At 65.8% G+C, this 15,469-nt stretch carries 15 protein-coding genes; 7 read left to right on the forward strand and 8 right to left on the reverse strand.

Annotated features, from left to right (window positions below; genetic code table 11):
• Positions 1 to 62: 62 nt before the first annotated feature.
• The 4 genes from J8847_RS20110 to J8847_RS20125 are packed head-to-tail and all read right to left on the reverse strand — an operon-like array spanning position 63 to position 2,369.
• The gene (locus tag J8847_RS20110; RefSeq protein ID WP_211526486.1) at positions 63 to 374 is read right to left on the reverse strand and encodes a hypothetical protein; all 312 of its coding nucleotides are present in this window, start codon (positions 372 to 374) and stop codon (positions 63 to 65) included.
• Positions 371 to 739, reverse strand: a complete 369-nt coding sequence (locus J8847_RS20115; RefSeq protein WP_211526487.1) for a hypothetical protein — start codon at positions 737 to 739, stop codon at positions 371 to 373. The genes J8847_RS20110 and J8847_RS20115 overlap by 4 nt, the downstream gene beginning before the upstream one ends.
• A complete protein-coding gene (locus J8847_RS20120; RefSeq protein ID WP_211526488.1) occupies positions 736 to 1,401 on the reverse strand; it encodes a class I SAM-dependent methyltransferase in 666 nt (221 codons plus the stop codon). The genes J8847_RS20115 and J8847_RS20120 overlap by 4 nt, the downstream gene beginning before the upstream one ends.
• Before the next feature lie 29 nt (positions 1,402 to 1,430).
• Positions 1,431 to 2,369, reverse strand: coding sequence for a CysB family HTH-type transcriptional regulator (locus J8847_RS20125; protein WP_211526489.1), 939 nt, complete (start codon positions 2,367 to 2,369; stop codon positions 1,431 to 1,433).
• A 162-nt stretch (positions 2,370 to 2,531) separates the two neighbouring features.
• Here J8847_RS20125 and J8847_RS20130 point away from each other — a divergent pair, with 162 nt between their 5' ends.
• Genes J8847_RS20130 through cobA form a run of 6 tightly spaced genes read left to right on the forward strand, consistent with a single transcriptional unit; the run spans position 2,532 to position 8,513 of the window.
• The gene (locus tag J8847_RS20130; protein WP_211526490.1) at positions 2,532 to 4,220 is read left to right on the forward strand and encodes a nitrite/sulfite reductase; all 1,689 of its coding nucleotides are present in this window, start codon (positions 2,532 to 2,534) and stop codon (positions 4,218 to 4,220) included.
• Positions 4,213 to 4,770, forward strand: a complete 558-nt coding sequence (locus J8847_RS20135; protein ID WP_211526491.1) for a DUF934 domain-containing protein — start codon at positions 4,213 to 4,215, stop codon at positions 4,768 to 4,770. The genes J8847_RS20130 and J8847_RS20135 overlap by 8 nt, the downstream gene beginning before the upstream one ends.
• A 9-nt stretch (positions 4,771 to 4,779) precedes the next feature.
• Complete coding sequence (locus tag J8847_RS20140; protein ID WP_211526492.1) at positions 4,780 to 5,496, forward strand: phosphoadenylyl-sulfate reductase; 717 nt, start codon at positions 4,780 to 4,782, stop codon at positions 5,494 to 5,496.
• Between the two features lie 25 nt (positions 5,497 to 5,521).
• Positions 5,522 to 6,460: a sulfate adenylyltransferase subunit CysD gene (gene cysD / locus J8847_RS20145; protein WP_211526493.1), complete on the forward strand. Its 939-nt coding sequence runs from the start codon at positions 5,522 to 5,524 to the stop codon at positions 6,458 to 6,460.
• A complete protein-coding gene (locus tag J8847_RS20150; protein WP_211526494.1) occupies positions 6,460 to 7,779 on the forward strand; it encodes a sulfate adenylyltransferase subunit 1 in 1,320 nt (439 codons plus the stop codon). The genes cysD and J8847_RS20150 overlap by 1 nt, the downstream gene beginning before the upstream one ends.
• Positions 7,780 to 7,793: 14 nt before the next feature.
• The gene (gene cobA, locus J8847_RS20155) at positions 7,794 to 8,513 is read left to right on the forward strand and encodes a uroporphyrinogen-III C-methyltransferase (RefSeq protein WP_211526495.1); all 720 of its coding nucleotides are present in this window, start codon (positions 7,794 to 7,796) and stop codon (positions 8,511 to 8,513) included.
• Positions 8,514 to 8,576: 63 nt separating this feature from the next.
• Here the strand turns inward: cobA and J8847_RS20160 are convergent, their stop codons facing one another.
• The 4 genes from J8847_RS20160 to lptF form a co-directional block, all read right to left on the reverse strand.
• Positions 8,577 to 10,736, reverse strand: coding sequence for a DUF4214 domain-containing protein (locus J8847_RS20160; protein ID WP_211526496.1), 2,160 nt, complete (start codon positions 10,734 to 10,736; stop codon positions 8,577 to 8,579).
• A gap of 203 nt (positions 10,737 to 10,939) precedes the next feature.
• Complete coding sequence (locus tag J8847_RS20165; protein WP_211526497.1) at positions 10,940 to 11,332, reverse strand: sirohydrochlorin chelatase; 393 nt, start codon at positions 11,330 to 11,332, stop codon at positions 10,940 to 10,942.
• Positions 11,332 to 12,516, reverse strand: a complete 1,185-nt coding sequence (lptG, locus tag J8847_RS20170; protein ID WP_211526498.1) for an LPS export ABC transporter permease LptG — start codon at positions 12,514 to 12,516, stop codon at positions 11,332 to 11,334. Before lptG ends, J8847_RS20165 begins: the two co-directional genes overlap by 1 nt.
• Positions 12,513 to 13,637, reverse strand: coding sequence for an LPS export ABC transporter permease LptF (gene lptF, locus J8847_RS20175; RefSeq protein ID WP_229513075.1), 1,125 nt, complete (start codon positions 13,635 to 13,637; stop codon positions 12,513 to 12,515). The genes lptG and lptF overlap by 4 nt, the downstream gene beginning before the upstream one ends.
• A 122-nt stretch (positions 13,638 to 13,759) precedes the next feature.
• Here lptF and J8847_RS20180 point away from each other — a divergent pair, with 122 nt between their 5' ends.
• Complete coding sequence (locus J8847_RS20180) at positions 13,760 to 15,253, forward strand: leucyl aminopeptidase (RefSeq protein WP_211526500.1); 1,494 nt, start codon at positions 13,760 to 13,762, stop codon at positions 15,251 to 15,253.
• The last annotated feature ends 216 nt before the right edge of the window (positions 15,254 to 15,469 follow it).

Below are 15,469 nucleotides of genomic sequence, written 5' to 3' on the forward strand. Positions count from 1 at the left end.
GTTGAACCAGCAATTGTAGTGTTTACACAATTTGCTGCAATGCCGGATGCCTCCGGCTTATGTCAGAGCACGCAGCCCGCGCGCGCGTTGGCGGCGTAGGCCAGCAGTTCCGGCCTGGCCGTGGGGCTGCTGGCCAGCCAGGCGTCGATGACCTCCTGCACCGGTTCCGGCGCGCAGTAACACATATGCCCGAGCGCATGCAATGCGCCTTCGATGCAGCCCGCGTGCGGGATGCGCAGCACCTGCCCGAAGGCAGCGGCCAGCGCACCGTAGAGCCTGGCTGCGTCCGGATCATCGGCCCAATAGGTCAGCGGCGAGATGTCGCCCAGCATGTAGCAGATCGTGTTGAGGGGGTTGCCGCTGCGCTCGCTCAAGTGGCCCAGCGTTTCTTCGCAGCGCCGCCGGAAGCAGTCCGTGTACAGCGGAACGAGCGCCTCGATGCAGCCGAGTTTGGCGGCCGCGGCAGCTCCCGCGCCATCAGGCTGAAGACGACATTGGAAGCGCCGTTGTCGAAGATGTACGAGAAGCCGGCGTTCAGCTGCGCGTCGGTGTAGTGCCGCAGGTCTTCGCCGGCGCGGCGGCAGGTCAGGGCCACCAGTTCGGCCATGAAGGCATGCTTGCCTTCCGCCTCGAATTCGCCGGCGCCGGGGTCGAAGTACCAGTCCGGGCCCGGCCGGTCGAACAGGAAAGCAATCCAGCGCGGATACAGCTCCCCGATGGTCCCGCTTTCCATGCTCACTTGAGCCTGCAGGTCAGCACCCAGTAGAACTCCCAGCGCGCCAGCTTGATCTCCTTGCCGACATTGCCGAGGCGCTTGCGCAGCGCGCTGTCGGTCGGATAGCTCTTGGCCAGCTCGTGGCGGCTGCCATCCTCGTCTTCGAAGATCTGGTAGGTCGTGCCCTGGGCGTCGGTGCGCGCGATGGTGCCGCTCTCGCCTTCGATGTATTCGTCATCGACCAGCACCAGCAGTACATCCTTGCCGAGGCGCTTCTTGAGCTGGGCCAGGAAGGCGTCCTGCTCGTCGCGGTCGAAATGCGACCACAGGCCGGCCATGAAGACGGCGGTGAATTTGCCGCCCTCGCCCTCCAGGCCGGCCGGCAGGTCGAACACGTCCGCCTGGCGCCAGGTGACGTTGTCCAGGCCCTCGCCCAGCTCGCTCGCCACGGCCAGCATTTCCTCGTTGACATCGGTGGCGACCACCGAGGCCGCGCCCTGCGCGATCATCTCGGTCCAGACGCCCGTGCCGCAGGCCAGCTCCAGCACCCGGTGGCCGGACAGCAGCGTGGCGAGCTGCTCCCCCGCCTCCAGCAAGTCTTCCGAGCGCTCTTCCGAGTGTTCGACCAGCGAGTGATAACGCTCCGCGTTGCGGGCGTAGTAAGCGGCAACCGCATCCTTGTTCATGGTGTTTCCTTGTATCTCAATTCTAGTTATTACAGTTCGTAGTTTTCGCCGCCGCGCATCGCCGACTCGACCATCTTGCGGTTGAGCGTAGGGGCCAGCAGTTCGATGAAGGTATAGATATAGCTGCGCAGGTAGGCGCCCTGCTTGATCGCCACGCGCGAGGTGTTCATGCCGAACAGGTGCCCGACCGGCAAGGCGCGCAGGTTGCGGTCGCGCTCGGGGTCGAAGGCGATGCTGGCGATGATGCCGACGCCCATGCCCAGCTCCACATAGGTCTTGATCACGTCCGCGTCGATCGCCTCCAGCAAGACGTCCGGCTTCAGGTTGCGCAGCGAAAACGCATGATCGATCTTGCTGCGGCCCGCGAAGGCGGCGTCGTAGGTGATCACCGGGTAGCTGGCGATTTCCTCCAGCGACACGGCGCGCGACTTGAACAGCGGGTGGTCCGGCGGGGCCACCACCACGTGTTCCCATTGGTAAGCCGGCAAGGTGATCAGGCCCTCGACCGCCGTGATCGACTCGGTGGCGATGGCCAGGTCGGCCTGGTCGTTCTTGATCATGTCGGCGATCTGGCGCGGGTTGCCCTGCAGCAGCGACAGGCGCACCTTCGGATATTTCTGCATGAAGGACTGCACCACCTTGGGCAGCATGTAGCGCGCCTGGGTATGGGTGGTGGCGATGGTGAAGCTGCCGCTGTCGTGGGCGGCGTACTCCTTGCCGATGCGCTTGAGGCTGTCGATCTCCTGCATGATCAGCTCGACCGACTGCAGCACCAGCCGGCCCGGCTCGGTCAGGCCGCGGATGCGCTTGCCGTGGCGGGTGAAGATGTCGACCCCGAGCTCTTCCTCGAGCTCGATGATGGCTTTCGATACCCCCGGCTGGGAGGTGAACAGGGCCTTGGCCGCGTCGGTCAGGTTGTAATTCTGGCGTACGGCCTCGCGGACGAAGCGCAATTGATGAAGATTCATGCAGGCTGGGTTGTTGGTTTGGCAGTAGACGCCATTTTAAGATGCTTATTCAAGTTACGCATATAAGCAAATAAATTCTCCGTAGTTTGGAATATAGAGCCTAGTCCTTATTATTGGAAATACTTTAACGAGTGGGACCTTACCCGCTCACTGGACGAGACCATGTACCGCTACGACCAATACGACCACCTCATCGTGCGCGAACGGATTGCGCAATACCGCGACCAGGTTGCGCGCCGCCTCAGCGGTGAGCTGACCGAAGAAGAATTCCTGCCGCTGCGCCTGCAGAACGGCCTGTACATGCAGCGCCATGCCTACATGCTGCGTATCGCCGTGCCCTACGGCCTGTTGTCGTCCAAGCAAGTGCGCATGTTCGCGCACATCGCGCGCAAGTACGACCGCGGCTACGGCCACTTCACCACCCGCCAGAACATCCAGTTCAACTGGATCGAGCTGGAGCAGACTCCGGAGATCCTGAGCGACCTGGCGTCGGTGGAAATGCACGCCATCCAGACCTCGGGCAATTGCATCCGCAACATCACGACCGACGAATTCGCCGGGGTGGCCGCCGACGAGCTGATCGATCCGCGTCCCTTCGCCGAGATCCTGCGCCAGTGGAGCACCTTCCACCCCGAGTTCCTGGCACTGCCGCGCAAGTTCAAGATCGCCATCAATGGCTCGCTCGAAGACCGCGCCGCGATCGCCGTGCACGACATCGGCCTGACCATGGTGCGCAACGAGGCGGGCGAAGTCGGCTTCAAGTACATGGCCGGCGGCGGCCTGGGCCGCACGCCCATCCTGGGCAGCGTGATCCGCGAATTCCTGCCGTGGCAGCACATCCTGACCTATACCGAAGCCGTGATGCGCGTGTATAACCAGTTCGGCCGCCGCGACAACAAGTACAAGGCCCGCATCAAGATCCTGCTGAAGGCCCTGGGCGTCGAGGAATTCACCCGCCTGGTCGAAGCCGAGTGGGCCGACCTGAAGGATGGTCCGGAAACGCTCACCCAGCAGGAATTCGACCGCGTCGCCAAGTGGTTCCAGCCGCACGCCTATGCGCAGCTGGACGACAGCGACGTGCTGGCCGCGCATGCGGACAACCGCGCCTTCGCCAACTGGGTCAACCGCAACGTCAAGCCGCACAAGGTGCCGGGCTACGCCAGCGTGGTGCTGTCGCTCAAGAAGACCGGCGTGCCGCCGGGCGACGCGACCGCCGAGCAGATGGACTTCGTGGCCGAGCTCGCCGACCGCTACAGCTTCGGCCAGGTGCGCGTGACCCACGAGCAGAACCTGGTGCTGGCCGACGTCGAGCAGAGCAAGCTGTTCGAAATCTGGCAGCAGATCAAGGCCAAGGGCCTGGCGACGCCGAACATCGGCCTGCTGACCGACATCATCGCCTGCCCGGGCGGCGACTACTGCTCGCTGGCGAACGCCAAGTCGATCCCGATCGCGGCCGCCATCGCGGAGCGTTTCGACAACCTCGACTTCCAGCACGACATCGGCGACATCGAACTGAACATCTCGGGCTGCATCAACGCCTGCGGCCACCACCACGTCGGCAACATCGGGGTGCTGGGCGTCGACAAGGACGGCAGCGAGTGGTACCAGGTGTCGATCGGCGGCGCCCAGGGCAACGAGTCCTCGATCGGCAAGATCATCGGCCCGTCGTTCACCGCCACCCAGATGCCGGAAGTGGTCGGCCGCCTGCTCGAAGTCTATGTGCGCGACCGCGTCGAAGGCGAGCGCTTCATCGACACCGTGGGCCGCATCGGTGTGACGCCATTCAAAGAACACGTGTATGCAACCCCCATCAAGGGCGGTCAACTGGTTGGGGAAGACGAATATGCTTAATCTGCATCCACAAATCATCAAGGGCCGCGAAGTCGTTGCCGACGATTGGGGCGTGCTGCGGCTCGACGAGGGACAAACGGCGGAAACCGTCGAGGTCCCGGCCGGCAAGGTCATCGTGCCGCTCGCCGTCTGGCAGGCCCAGCGCAATGTGCTGAGCGACCGCCAGGACCTCGGCGTCTGGTTCGCGCCGGACCAGCTGGCCGCCGACATCAAGGACGACCTGCACCGCTTCAAGGTGGTCGCGGTCGACTTCCCGAAATTCAGCGACGGCCGCGGCTACTCGATCGCCTTCAATTTGCGCAAGCGCCTGGGCTACACCGGCGAGCTGCGCGCCATCGGCGACGTGCTGCGCGACCAGCTGTTCCAGATGTACCGCTGCGGCTTCGACGCCTACGCGACCCGCCAGGACCGCAGCATCCACGACGCGCTCAAGGGCCTGTCGGTATTCTCGGAAACCTACCAGGCATCGGTCGACCAGCCGGTTCCGCTGTTCCGCCGCGCCGCGCGCGGCCTGCAGCCGGAGCACAGCGACCTCGGCGCCGGCATCTAGGAGCATTCCATGAGCGACCTGCATCATCGCGTGGAAGAAACCCGCGCGATCCTGGAACGTATTGCGCGCGATTTCTCGCCCGCCGTGTTCGCCTCCAGCCTGGCGGCCGAGGACATGGTCCTCACCGACCTGATCCTGAAGGCGAAGCTGCCGATCGGGATCTTCTCGCTCGAGACCGGCCGCCTGCACGCGGAAACCCTGGCGATGGTGGACAAGTTGCGCGACACCTATGGCTACGAGATCGCCCTGTTCCGCCCGCAGCCGGAAGCCGTCGAGGCCTATGTGGCGCAGAACGGCCTGAACGCCTTCTACGACAGCGTCGAGATGCGCAAGGAATGCTGCCGGGTGCGCAAGGTCGAGCCGCTCGGCCGCGCGCTCAGCGGCAAGCGGGCCTGGATCACCGGCCAGCGCCGCGCCCAGTCCAGCACCCGCGCCGAACTGGCGGTGCAGGAAGACGACGCCGCGCACGGCATGCAGAAGTTCAACCCGCTGGCCGACTGGTCGGAAGACAACGTCTGGGAGTACATCCGGGCCAACGAGGTGCCGTATAACGCCCTGCACGACCGCGGCTACCCGTCGATCGGCTGCGAACCCTGCACCCGCGCGATCCAGCCGGGCGAGGACGTACGCGCCGGCCGCTGGTGGTGGGAAAACCCCGAGTCGAAGGAATGCGGCCTGCACGTGGTCGACGGCAAACTCATTCGTATCAAATCCGTGGCAGCTTGAGCCACAACGACAAGACAGGCAGAACATGACGACCGTATTGGAACAACCCGCCCTGCTGAGCGACGTGAACGCACGCCACCTGGACGCCCTGGAATCGGAAGCGATCCACATCCTGCGCGAAGTGGCGGCCGAATGCAGCAACCCTGCCCTGCTCTTCTCGGGCGGCAAGGACTCGGTGGTGCTGCTGCGCCTGGCCGAGAAAGCCTTCCGTCCCGGCAAATTCCCCTTCCCGCTGGTGCACATCGACACCGGCCACAACTTCGACGAAGTGATCGCCTTCCGCGACGCGCGCGCCGCGGAACTGGGCGAGCGCCTGATCGTCGGCTCGGTCGAGGACTCGATCAAGCGCGGCACCGTGCGCCTGCGTAACCCGGCCACGGACTCGCGCAACGCGGCCCAGGCCGTGACCCTGCTGGAAACCATCGCCGAACACGGCTTCGACGCCTGCATCGGCGGCGCCCGCCGCGACGAAGAGAAGGCCCGCGCCAAGGAGCGCATCTTCTCCTTCCGCGACGAGTTCGGCCAGTGGGACCCGAAGGCCCAGCGTCCGGAATTGTGGGACCTGTATAACACCCGCGTCCACCCGGGCGAGAACATGCGCGTGTTCCCGATCTCGAACTGGACCGAACTGGACGTGTGGCAGTACATCGCCCGCGAAAAGCTGGCCCTGCCGCCGATCTACTTCGCGCACGAGCGCCAGGTGATCCCGCGCAATGGCCTGCTGGTGCCGCTGACCCCGCTGACCCCGGCGCGCGAAGGCGAGACGGTCGAAACCCGCACCGTGCGCTTCCGCACCGTGGGCGACATCTCCTGCACCTGCCCGGTCGCCTCGACCGCCGACACGGTGGAAGGCATCATTGCCGAGACCGCGGTCACCGAAGTGACCGAGCGCGGCGCGACCCGGATGGACGACCAGACCTCCGAAGCTTCGATGGAAAAACGCAAGAAAGCAGGTTACTTCTGATGAACGCCATGACCGATAATCTGAACCAGCGCGGCCTGCTGCGCTTCATCACCGCCGGATCCGTCGACGACGGCAAGAGCACCCTGATCGGCCGCCTGCTGTTCGACAGCAAGGGCATCTTCGCCGACCAGCTGGCCGCCGTCTCGCGCGCCAAGCACAAGCGCACCGTGGGCGACACCATCGACCTGTCGCTGCTGACCGACGGCCTGGAAGCCGAGCGCGAGCAAGGCATCACGATCGACGTGGCCTACCGCTACTTCGCCACGCCGAAGCGCAAGTTCATCATCGCCGACACCCCGGGCCACGAGCAGTACACCCGCAACATGGTCACCGGCGCCTCGACCGCCGACGCTGTGATCATCCTGGTCGACGTCTCGAAGGTGAAACTGGGCGACGACGGCAGCGTGCAGCTCCTCACCCAGACCAAGCGCCACTCGACCATCGCCAAGCTGCTGCAGATCGAGCACGTGATCGTGGCCGTCAACAAGATGGACCTGGTGAACTACGACCGCAGCGTCTACGAGCGCATCGTCGCCGCCTACGGCGAGTTCGCGCAATCGCTGGGCCTGAAGGACGTCACCGCGATTCCGCTGTCGGCCCTGGCCGGCGACAACGTGGTCGACGGATCAAGCAAGATGCCCTGGTACGAAGGCCCGACCCTGATCGAGCTGCTCGAAGGGCTGTCGGTGTACGACGAATCGCATGCCGCGCCCTTCCGCTTCCCGGTGCAGCTGGTGGCGCGCCACAACGGCCACGAAGCCAATGACTTCCGCGGCTACATGGGCCGTATCGAGTCGGGCAAGGTCTCGGTGGGCGACAAGCTGGTGGTGCAGCCCTCGGGCCACGCCGCCACGGTCAAGGACATCGTCACCTTCGACGGTTCGCTGCAGACGGCCGTGGCCGGCCAGTCGATCACCCTGGTGCTGAACGAGTACGTGGACGTCTCGCGCGGCGACGTGCTGTCCAGCGCCGAACAGCCGGCGACCCTGCTCAAGCAGGTGGAAGCCGACGTGTGCTGGATGTCCGACGAGCCGCTGGACCTGCGCCGCAAGTACTGGCTCAAGCACGGCACCCGCCAGACCGCGGCCAAGGTGAGCGGCGTCGACAGCATCCTGGATGTGAATACCCAGCAGCGTCACGCGCAGTCCAACCCCACTGAAGGCCTGAAGCTGAACGACATCGCGCGCATCAGACTGAGCGTCCAGCAGCCGCTGGCGGCCGACGCCTACGCCGACATCCGCGCGACCGGCGCCTTCATCCTGATCGACGAAGTCACCCACCAGACCGTCGCGGCGGGTATGATCCGTCTGGATCAATAAGCGAAAGGGCATGCATGGGGGCGCTGGGCAAAGTCTATCTTGTGGGAGCAGGCCCAGGCGCGGCCGACCTGATCACCGTGCGCGGCGCGCGCCTGCTGGCGCAGGCCGACGTCGTCCTCTACGACGCCCTCGTCACCCCCGAGATGCTGGAACTGTGCGCCCGGGCCGAGAAGATCTCGGTGGGCAAGCGTTCCGGCCAGCGCTCCACCGCGCAAACCCTGATCAACCAGCAGCTGGTGGAGTGCGCGAAGAAATACTCCCTGGTCGTGCGCCTCAAAGGCGGCGACCCGATGCTGTTCGGGCGCGCCGACGAAGAGCTGCGCGCGCTCGAAGCCGAGGGCATTGAGGTCGAAGTCGTCCCCGGCATCACCACCGCCGTCGCTGCCGCGGCCAGTACCCTGCAGCCGCTCACCAAGCGCGGCGTGGCGCGCAGCGTCGCCTTCTTCACCTCCAGCACCGCCCCCGACCAGCCCGACCACCCGGCTCTTCCTGAAACGGATACCCTGATCCAGTACATGGGCGGACGCGAAGCCGCGGCGACGGCCGAGCGCCTGCTGGCCGAAGGCCGCAGGCCGACCCTGCCGGTGGTGGTGGTGGAAAACTGCAGCCGCAGCGACGAGCGCATCCGGCGTTTGACCCTGAGCGACCTGGCGCACGGGCTCGAGCCCGGACACGGCCCGGTGCTCGTGATGATGGGCGAAGCGCTGGCCATGCGCGAGCACCAAAAAAAATAGGGCGAGGCGCAAACCCGCCCCACCCCTTTCTTCCAGGCGGTAGATGCTGCCGCCTTCCCCTTCTTACAGATATGGCACGAACTCGATCCCGTTCTGGATCGCGCCGATCACCTGCACCTGGTTCTCCGCGCTTTCGCTGAACTGCGCCAGGATCTCCTCGCGCGGGGCCTGGTGCACGATCATCGCATTGATCCAGAAGTTCAGGCCATCCGCATCGGGCGCGCGGTGCAGCACGTTGTCGTACAGCAGGGAGATGAACTCCGCGTTGCTGGTGCTGCTGCCGTACAGGTCCGCGAATTCCTTGCTGCCGGTGAAGCCGCCGGCGATCTGGGCCAGGCTCTTGCCGCTGTCCAGCGCATTGATCCAGTAGCCCAGGCCGCCCTTGTCCGGCGTGCGGTCGAAGGCCGCCTGGTACAGGCGGTAGGCCTTGCCGGCATTGCCCTCGATGTCGAGCGCCACCGTCGAATCGGCAAAGGCCAGGCGTTCCGCGTTGACCAGCGTGGCCGTGGTGCCGCTGCTGTCCACGACCTTGGTCTCCAACGCGCCGCGCTGGATCGAGAAAGCGCCCTTGATGCCGTTGAAGCTGATCGTGTCCAGGCCGCCCATCGCGTCGATGCGCTGGTTGCCGATCGCCTGGATCAGGTTGGCGCCGTCGCTGCCATAGGTCGCCACCGAGCTGCCCATGCCTTCCGAGCTGGCCGTGCCGCTCGGAGCGGTCCAGCCGGCCGGCGTAGCCGAGACCGGCGCGCCGGCCGCGGCCAGCACGCGTGCTTCGACCGTGACCGCGCCGTTCGACTGGGTGTCGATCCAGGCCGCGGCGAAGCCGCCGTCGGCCAGCGCCGTCAGCGCGGCATTGGCCTGGTCGCCCGGGCGCAGTTCGTTGATGGCGAATTCGCGCATGTCGTAGGCGCTGCCGTCGGCGCCGAAACGGCGGCCATAGACGCCGTTGCCGTCGAAGTCGCCGGACGAGGCTTGCCATGCCACGACGAAGCTGCCGTCGCTCAGGGCCGTCACCGAGGCTTCGTCGCGCATGCCGCCGCTCTCGACATTGGCCTGGACGATGTCGCCGACCCGGTTGCCGGCGGCGTCGAAGCGCTGGAAGAAGATGTCGCTCAGGCCAAAGCCGAAGGCCGAATTGGAATAGCTGCTCCAGGCGACCACGAAGCTGCCGTCCTTCAGCGTCGCCACGCTGGGCAGGGGCGCGCCGGTGCTGATGCTGGCCGCCAGTCCGTCGCCGTTGACCATGACCGGCGCGCCGCCGCTGACGGCCGCCATCACGGCGCCGGAACCGATCTCGCCCCAGCTGACCACGTAGCTGCCGCCGCTGGCCGCGATGCTCGGGCTGTAGGCGCTGCCCAGGCTGTTGTAGATCTGCTCGGCGCCGAGGACGCCCGCGGCGTCCGCCTGGCGGACGTGCACCTCGCCGCCGGCGCGCCAGGCGATCGCGAAGCCGCCGCCTGGCATCGCCGCCACGTCCGGCATGGCCGTATCGGCGCCCGCACCCAAGTCCGCATAGACCTGCGGGCCCAGGTTGCCGGCGGCGTCCGCCACGCGGTAGGCCACACGCGCCGTGCCGCCGCTGAGGACGGTGTAGGCGGTCACGAAGCGGCCATCCCCCAGGCCGGCGACGGCCGGCTCGCCCTCGAAGGCGTAGTCGGCGCCGCTGGTCAGCGCGAAGGCGTTGCCGCGGGCGTTGCCGGCCGCGTCGCGCACTTGCGCCATCAGTCCAGAGGCCAGCGTTCCCGGCACTTGCCAGACGGTCACGAAGCCGCCGTCGGCCAGGGTGGCCACGGTCGGATTGGCCTGCGCGCCGGCGCTGCCCAGGCTCAGCTCGCTGCCGAACTGGGCCAGGTCGCGCGTGGCGCCCTGCTCGACCGTGTACACCAGGGTTTCCTGGATGCCGAGGCCGGACATCGGATTGCCGTTGCCGTCGAGCTGGTAACGGTCGTAGTAATGCATGGTCACCGTCGCCCACAGGCCCGCCTCCGGCAGGGCCGCCGCATTGTTGACCACCAGGCGCGCCGAGGTGTCGGTGGCCGGATTGTAGGTGACCGAAAACAGGCCCGGATGCGACTGGGCGTCGATAACCCAGCGGCCGCCGGTCAGCGGACCGGTATCGATGGCGGTCAGGTTCGCGGCAACGTCGCCGTTGCGCAAGGTCGTGAACAGCGTGTCGCGGTCGTCGATGATGCCGACCGGGGCGTAATCGGTGTCGATGCTCATTGTGGGGATCGGTTCCTGGAAATACCGGCAGGGTGCGCGGTCATGTGGTGAACCGATGATGCCTCAGGCCAACTTTTATTGGAAGCAGGAATGTGAATTCCGTGCGGCAATATGGCGCAAACCCAACAGAAGATAGCTAGTTTTTCACCGAAGTTGTCAGCAAATTAGCAGCTCTTGCCGAACCGCCAAGCTTGCCAAAGCGCTTACCGAGAGGGCGTGCCGAAAGCCTGCAGGCAGTAGTCGGCCATGGCCTTCTGTACCCCCGGGTCCTCGCCGATGGCGCCGGCGATGTGCAGCTTGAGCTGGGGATGGGCGGCGCGCAGGCCGTCGGCGAGCTGCGGCAGGTCGCGCAGCAGATGGCCGCCCTGCCCCAGGAATACCGGCACCACGGTGACCTCGGTGATGCCGCGGTCCACCATGTCGGCGACCGCCTCCGGCAGCCTGGGATTCATGAGTTCCAGGAAAGCCAGCGCCACCTCGGCGTCCGGCAGCCTGGCCTTTGCCTGGTCGCGCAGGCGCTCGAAGGGCGCGGCCCAGGCGGCGGCGCGCGCGCCGTGGGCGAACAGGACCAGGCCGCGGGGTGCGTGTGCGCCCATCAGTGCCGCTCCACCCAGTACAGGGCGCCCAGCGCCAGCAGCAGGAACAGCAGGCTGGGCGCGGCCGCGGTGATGAAGGCCGGCCAGGTGGTGAGCACGCCCAAATGCGCGAACAGTGCGTTGATCAGGATGAAACTCACGCCGATCATGATGCCGATGAAGATCTTCAGGCTCACCCCGCCGCTGCGGGTGTGCAGGTAGGCGAACGGCAGGGCCAGGGCCATCAGCACGAAGATCGAGAGTGGGTCGATCAGCTTCTTCCAGAACGCGACCTTGAAGCGGTCGGTTTCCTGGCGGTTCTCGGCCAGGTGGCGGGTGTACACCGCCAGCTCGCTGGCCGACATGCGCTCCGGGTCCGCGCTCGACACGGTCAGGATCTTGGGCGTGATCTCGGACACCAGGGTGAAGGAGTCCAGCTTGCGGGTGGCGACGGCGGCGGTCTCCTGGCCGTAGGTCGAGTTCACGCTCTGCCCGTCCGGCACCGGCGCGCCGGGCGCCGGCAGCTCGCGGCTGTTGGAGAAATCGGTCTGGGTCACGCCGGTCAGGTTCCAGGTGTTGTCGCCGCCGTAGCTGCCCTTCTGCGCCGTGATCACGGAGCGCATCCGCATGTTGTTGTCGAATTCGTAGAGACGCAGGTCCTCGAGCTGGCCATTGGGGCGGATCTGGCGCACGTTGAAGAAGCGGGTGCCGATCACCTTGCCCTTGACGCCCCCTTCGTGCACGCTGTCCTTGGTCCACACGCCGGAACGGAATTCGCCCGAGATCGAGCCGCCCTTGGCCGACAGGCGCAGGCGCTCGGCGAGCGGCGCGGTGCGCGGGGTGATCAGTTCGCCGAACACGAAGGTGATCGCCACGAACACGATGCCGATCTTGAAGAGCATCATGGCGGCCTGGGTGGTCGACATCGACGAAGCCCGCATGATGGTGAATTCCGAGCTCGATGCGAACTGCGCCATCGTGTAGATGGTGCCGATCAGCGCGGCCACCGGCATCACTTCGTACACGTGGCCGGGCACAAGCAGCAGCACGTAGAGGAAGGCGTGCTGGATGCCGTAGTCGTTCTTGCCCACCGAAGGCAGGATGCTGGTCAGGTCCATGAAGGCGATCAGGGCCAGGAAGGCCACCAGGACGAAGACGACCGCCTGGGCGATGTTGACCGCGAAGTAGCGCTGCAGGATTTTCATTCGGCCTCCGCCTTCGGCACCGGTGCGGCCGCGCCCTTGAAGTGGCGGCGGCGCTTCCACGCGTTGATCAGGACCAGCGGATGGTAGCGGTGGTTCACGTTCAGGCGCCAGGCGAACAGCGCCAGCACCGCCAGCGCCGCCGCCAGGTGCAGCGGCCACCAGGCCACCGCGAACTCGAGCCGGCCTTTCTTGACCGAGGCTTCGATCAGCTTGACCAGGTTGTTATAGGTGAAGAAGATCAGCAGCGCCAGGATCAGGTTGGCGGAGCTGCCCGCGCGCGGATTGACGAAGCCGAGCGGGATCGCCAGCAGCATCAGGATCAGGCAGACGATCGGCTGCGAGATGCGCCCCAGCAGCTCGGACAAGGTGAACTGGTTGGGCGCGGCCAGCAACTGCGGCGTGGTCATGGCGCTGACCGGAACGTCGGCGCCCAGCACCGGCACCTGGGTCGCCACGCGCATGCTGTAGCGCTCGAACTCCATCGACTGGAAATCGGCCTCGCCCGGCACGCCCTGGTAGCGGCGGCCGTTGGACAGCACCAGGTACTGGCCGCCCTTGCCGTCCGATTCGATCACGCCTTCCTTGGCCACTACGATGGCGTGGCCGTTGCCGTCCACGCTGTTGACGAACACGTTCTGGACCACGGTCGCGCCTTCGGCGCTCCGCTCCACGAAGAACACGCGGTCGGACGAACTCGATTCGCGGAACTGGCCGGGGGCCACGCGCTTGAGGTCTTCGCGCTTCTGGAAGCGCTCGACGAATTCGGCGCTTTTCAGCTTGGCCCAGGGCGTCACCACCATCGACAGGGCCCCTACCAGCACCACCATCGGCAGGCCGAAGGTCAGCACCGGTCGGATCCAGCGCGCCAGCGACATGCCGGAGGCGAACCACACGACCATCTCGGAATCGCGGTAGCTGCGCGTGACCGCGGCCAGCACCGAAATAAAGGTGGTGAGGATGAGGATGGTTGGCAGATAATTTAGCACCGCGAACCCGATCAGCGCGAGCACGTCGCTGGACGCGACCTTGCCCCCGGCGGCCTTGCCGAGGACCGAGATCAGGGTCCAGGTGACGAGTACGGTGAAGAGCACCGTGAAGGTGGCGCCGGCCGAAGAGGCCATTTCACGTTGCAGAGCGCGTCGGAAGATCATTCAATAGTTATAATTGCAGGTTAGGCACGGGCAGTAAGCCACGGCAAAATCGTAGGCTGTACCGCGCGCCGCGAAAATACATGGAGAATCAAATGGACTTTAGCATAAAAGCATTCGACACCAAGAACACCCTGGCCGCTGCGAAAACCGGCTGCGTGGCAGTGGCGGTGTTCGAAAACAAGAAGCTGTCGTCGGCCGCGCAAGCCCTCGACGTCAATGGTGACATCAGTGCCGCGCTCAAGTCCGGCGACATCAGCGGCAAGGCCGGCACCACCCTGCTGCTGCGCGGCGTGGCCGGCGTGGCCGCGGCGCGCGTGCTGCTGGTGGGCATGGGCTCGAACGACGCCATCACCGAGAAGAGCTTCGGCAGCGCCGTCAGCGCCGCGCTCAAGGTGTTCGGCACCCTGGGCAGCCAGGATGCCATTATCGCATTCCCGATGGCGGATGTGAAAGACCGCGACATCAATTGGGCCGTGCGTTCGCTGGTGATCGCCGCCAACGAAGCCGAATTCCGTACCGATTCCCAGAAGAGCAAGAAGGATCCCCTGCCTGCCGGCGTGCGCAAGCTGACCATCGCGGCCGCCGAAGCCAACCAGCTCAAGGGCGTGCTGGCGCAATCGATCGCGATCGCCAACGGCATGAACCTGACCAAGGAACTGGGCAACCTGTCGCCGAACGTCTGCACCCCGACCTACCTGGCCGACACCGCGCGCCAGCTGGCCGGCGAATTCGGCTTCCAGATCGAAGTACTGGAGCGCAAGCAGCTCGAAGCGCTGAAGATGGGCAGCTTCCTGTCGGTGGCCAAGGGCAGCGACGAAGCGCCGAAGTTCATCGTCCTCAAGCACAACGGCGGCAAGAAGAACGATGCGCCGGTGGTCCTGGTCGGCAAGGGCATCACCTTCGACACCGGCGGCATTTCGCTCAAGCCGGGCCCGAACATGGACGAGATGAAGTACGACATGTGCGGCGCCGGCTCGGTGCTTGGCACCTTCCGCGCCATCGGCGAGATGGGCCTGAAGCTGAACGTGATCGGCATCGTGGCGGCCTGCGAGAACATGCCGTCGGGCCGCGCTTCCAAGCCGGGCGACATCGTGACCGCGATGAGCGGCACCACCATCGAGATCCTGAATACCGACGCCGAAGGCCGCCTGATCCTGTGCGACGCCCTCACCTACGCCGAGCGCTTCAAGCCGGCCGCCGTGGTCGACATCGCGACCCTGACCGGCGCCTGCATCGTGGCCCTGGGCCACCACACCAGCGGCCTGTTCACCCGCCACGACGACGCGCACGACGCGCTGGCCGAAGAACTGCTGGACGCCGGCAAGCAGGCCGGCGACGTCGCATGGCGCTTCCCGCTGGGCGAGAACTACAACGAGCAGCTGAAGTCGAACTTCGCGGACCTGGCCAACATCGGCACCCCGGGCGCGGCCTCGATCACCGCGGCCTGCTTCCTGGAGAACTTCACCCGCAAGTACACCTGGGCGCACCTGGACATCGCCGGCACCGCCTGGAAATCGGGCGCGAACAAGGGCGCGACCGGCCGTCCGGTGCCGCTGCTGACGACCTTCCTGATGAACCGCGTGTGAGGGGCTTGCCTGTGAAAGCTTCTTTCACGGGCGGCGCTTCGGTGAAATAATATTTCACGAATGAAAACAGCCCCGCTTGCGGGGCTGTTTCTTTTGGGGCTGCGGCCTTGCGGGCACACTTGGGTTCCGGCCTTCGCCGGAACGACGGTTATGGGCTTGCCACTTACGTTTGAGTCGTGGTTGCCGCGGAGGCCCGCCCCCCAGTTTTTTGGCGTG

The organism is Massilia sp. AB1, from assembly GCF_018119385.1.
In the GTDB taxonomy this organism is placed as follows: Bacteria; Pseudomonadota; Gammaproteobacteria; order Burkholderiales; family Burkholderiaceae_D; genus Telluria.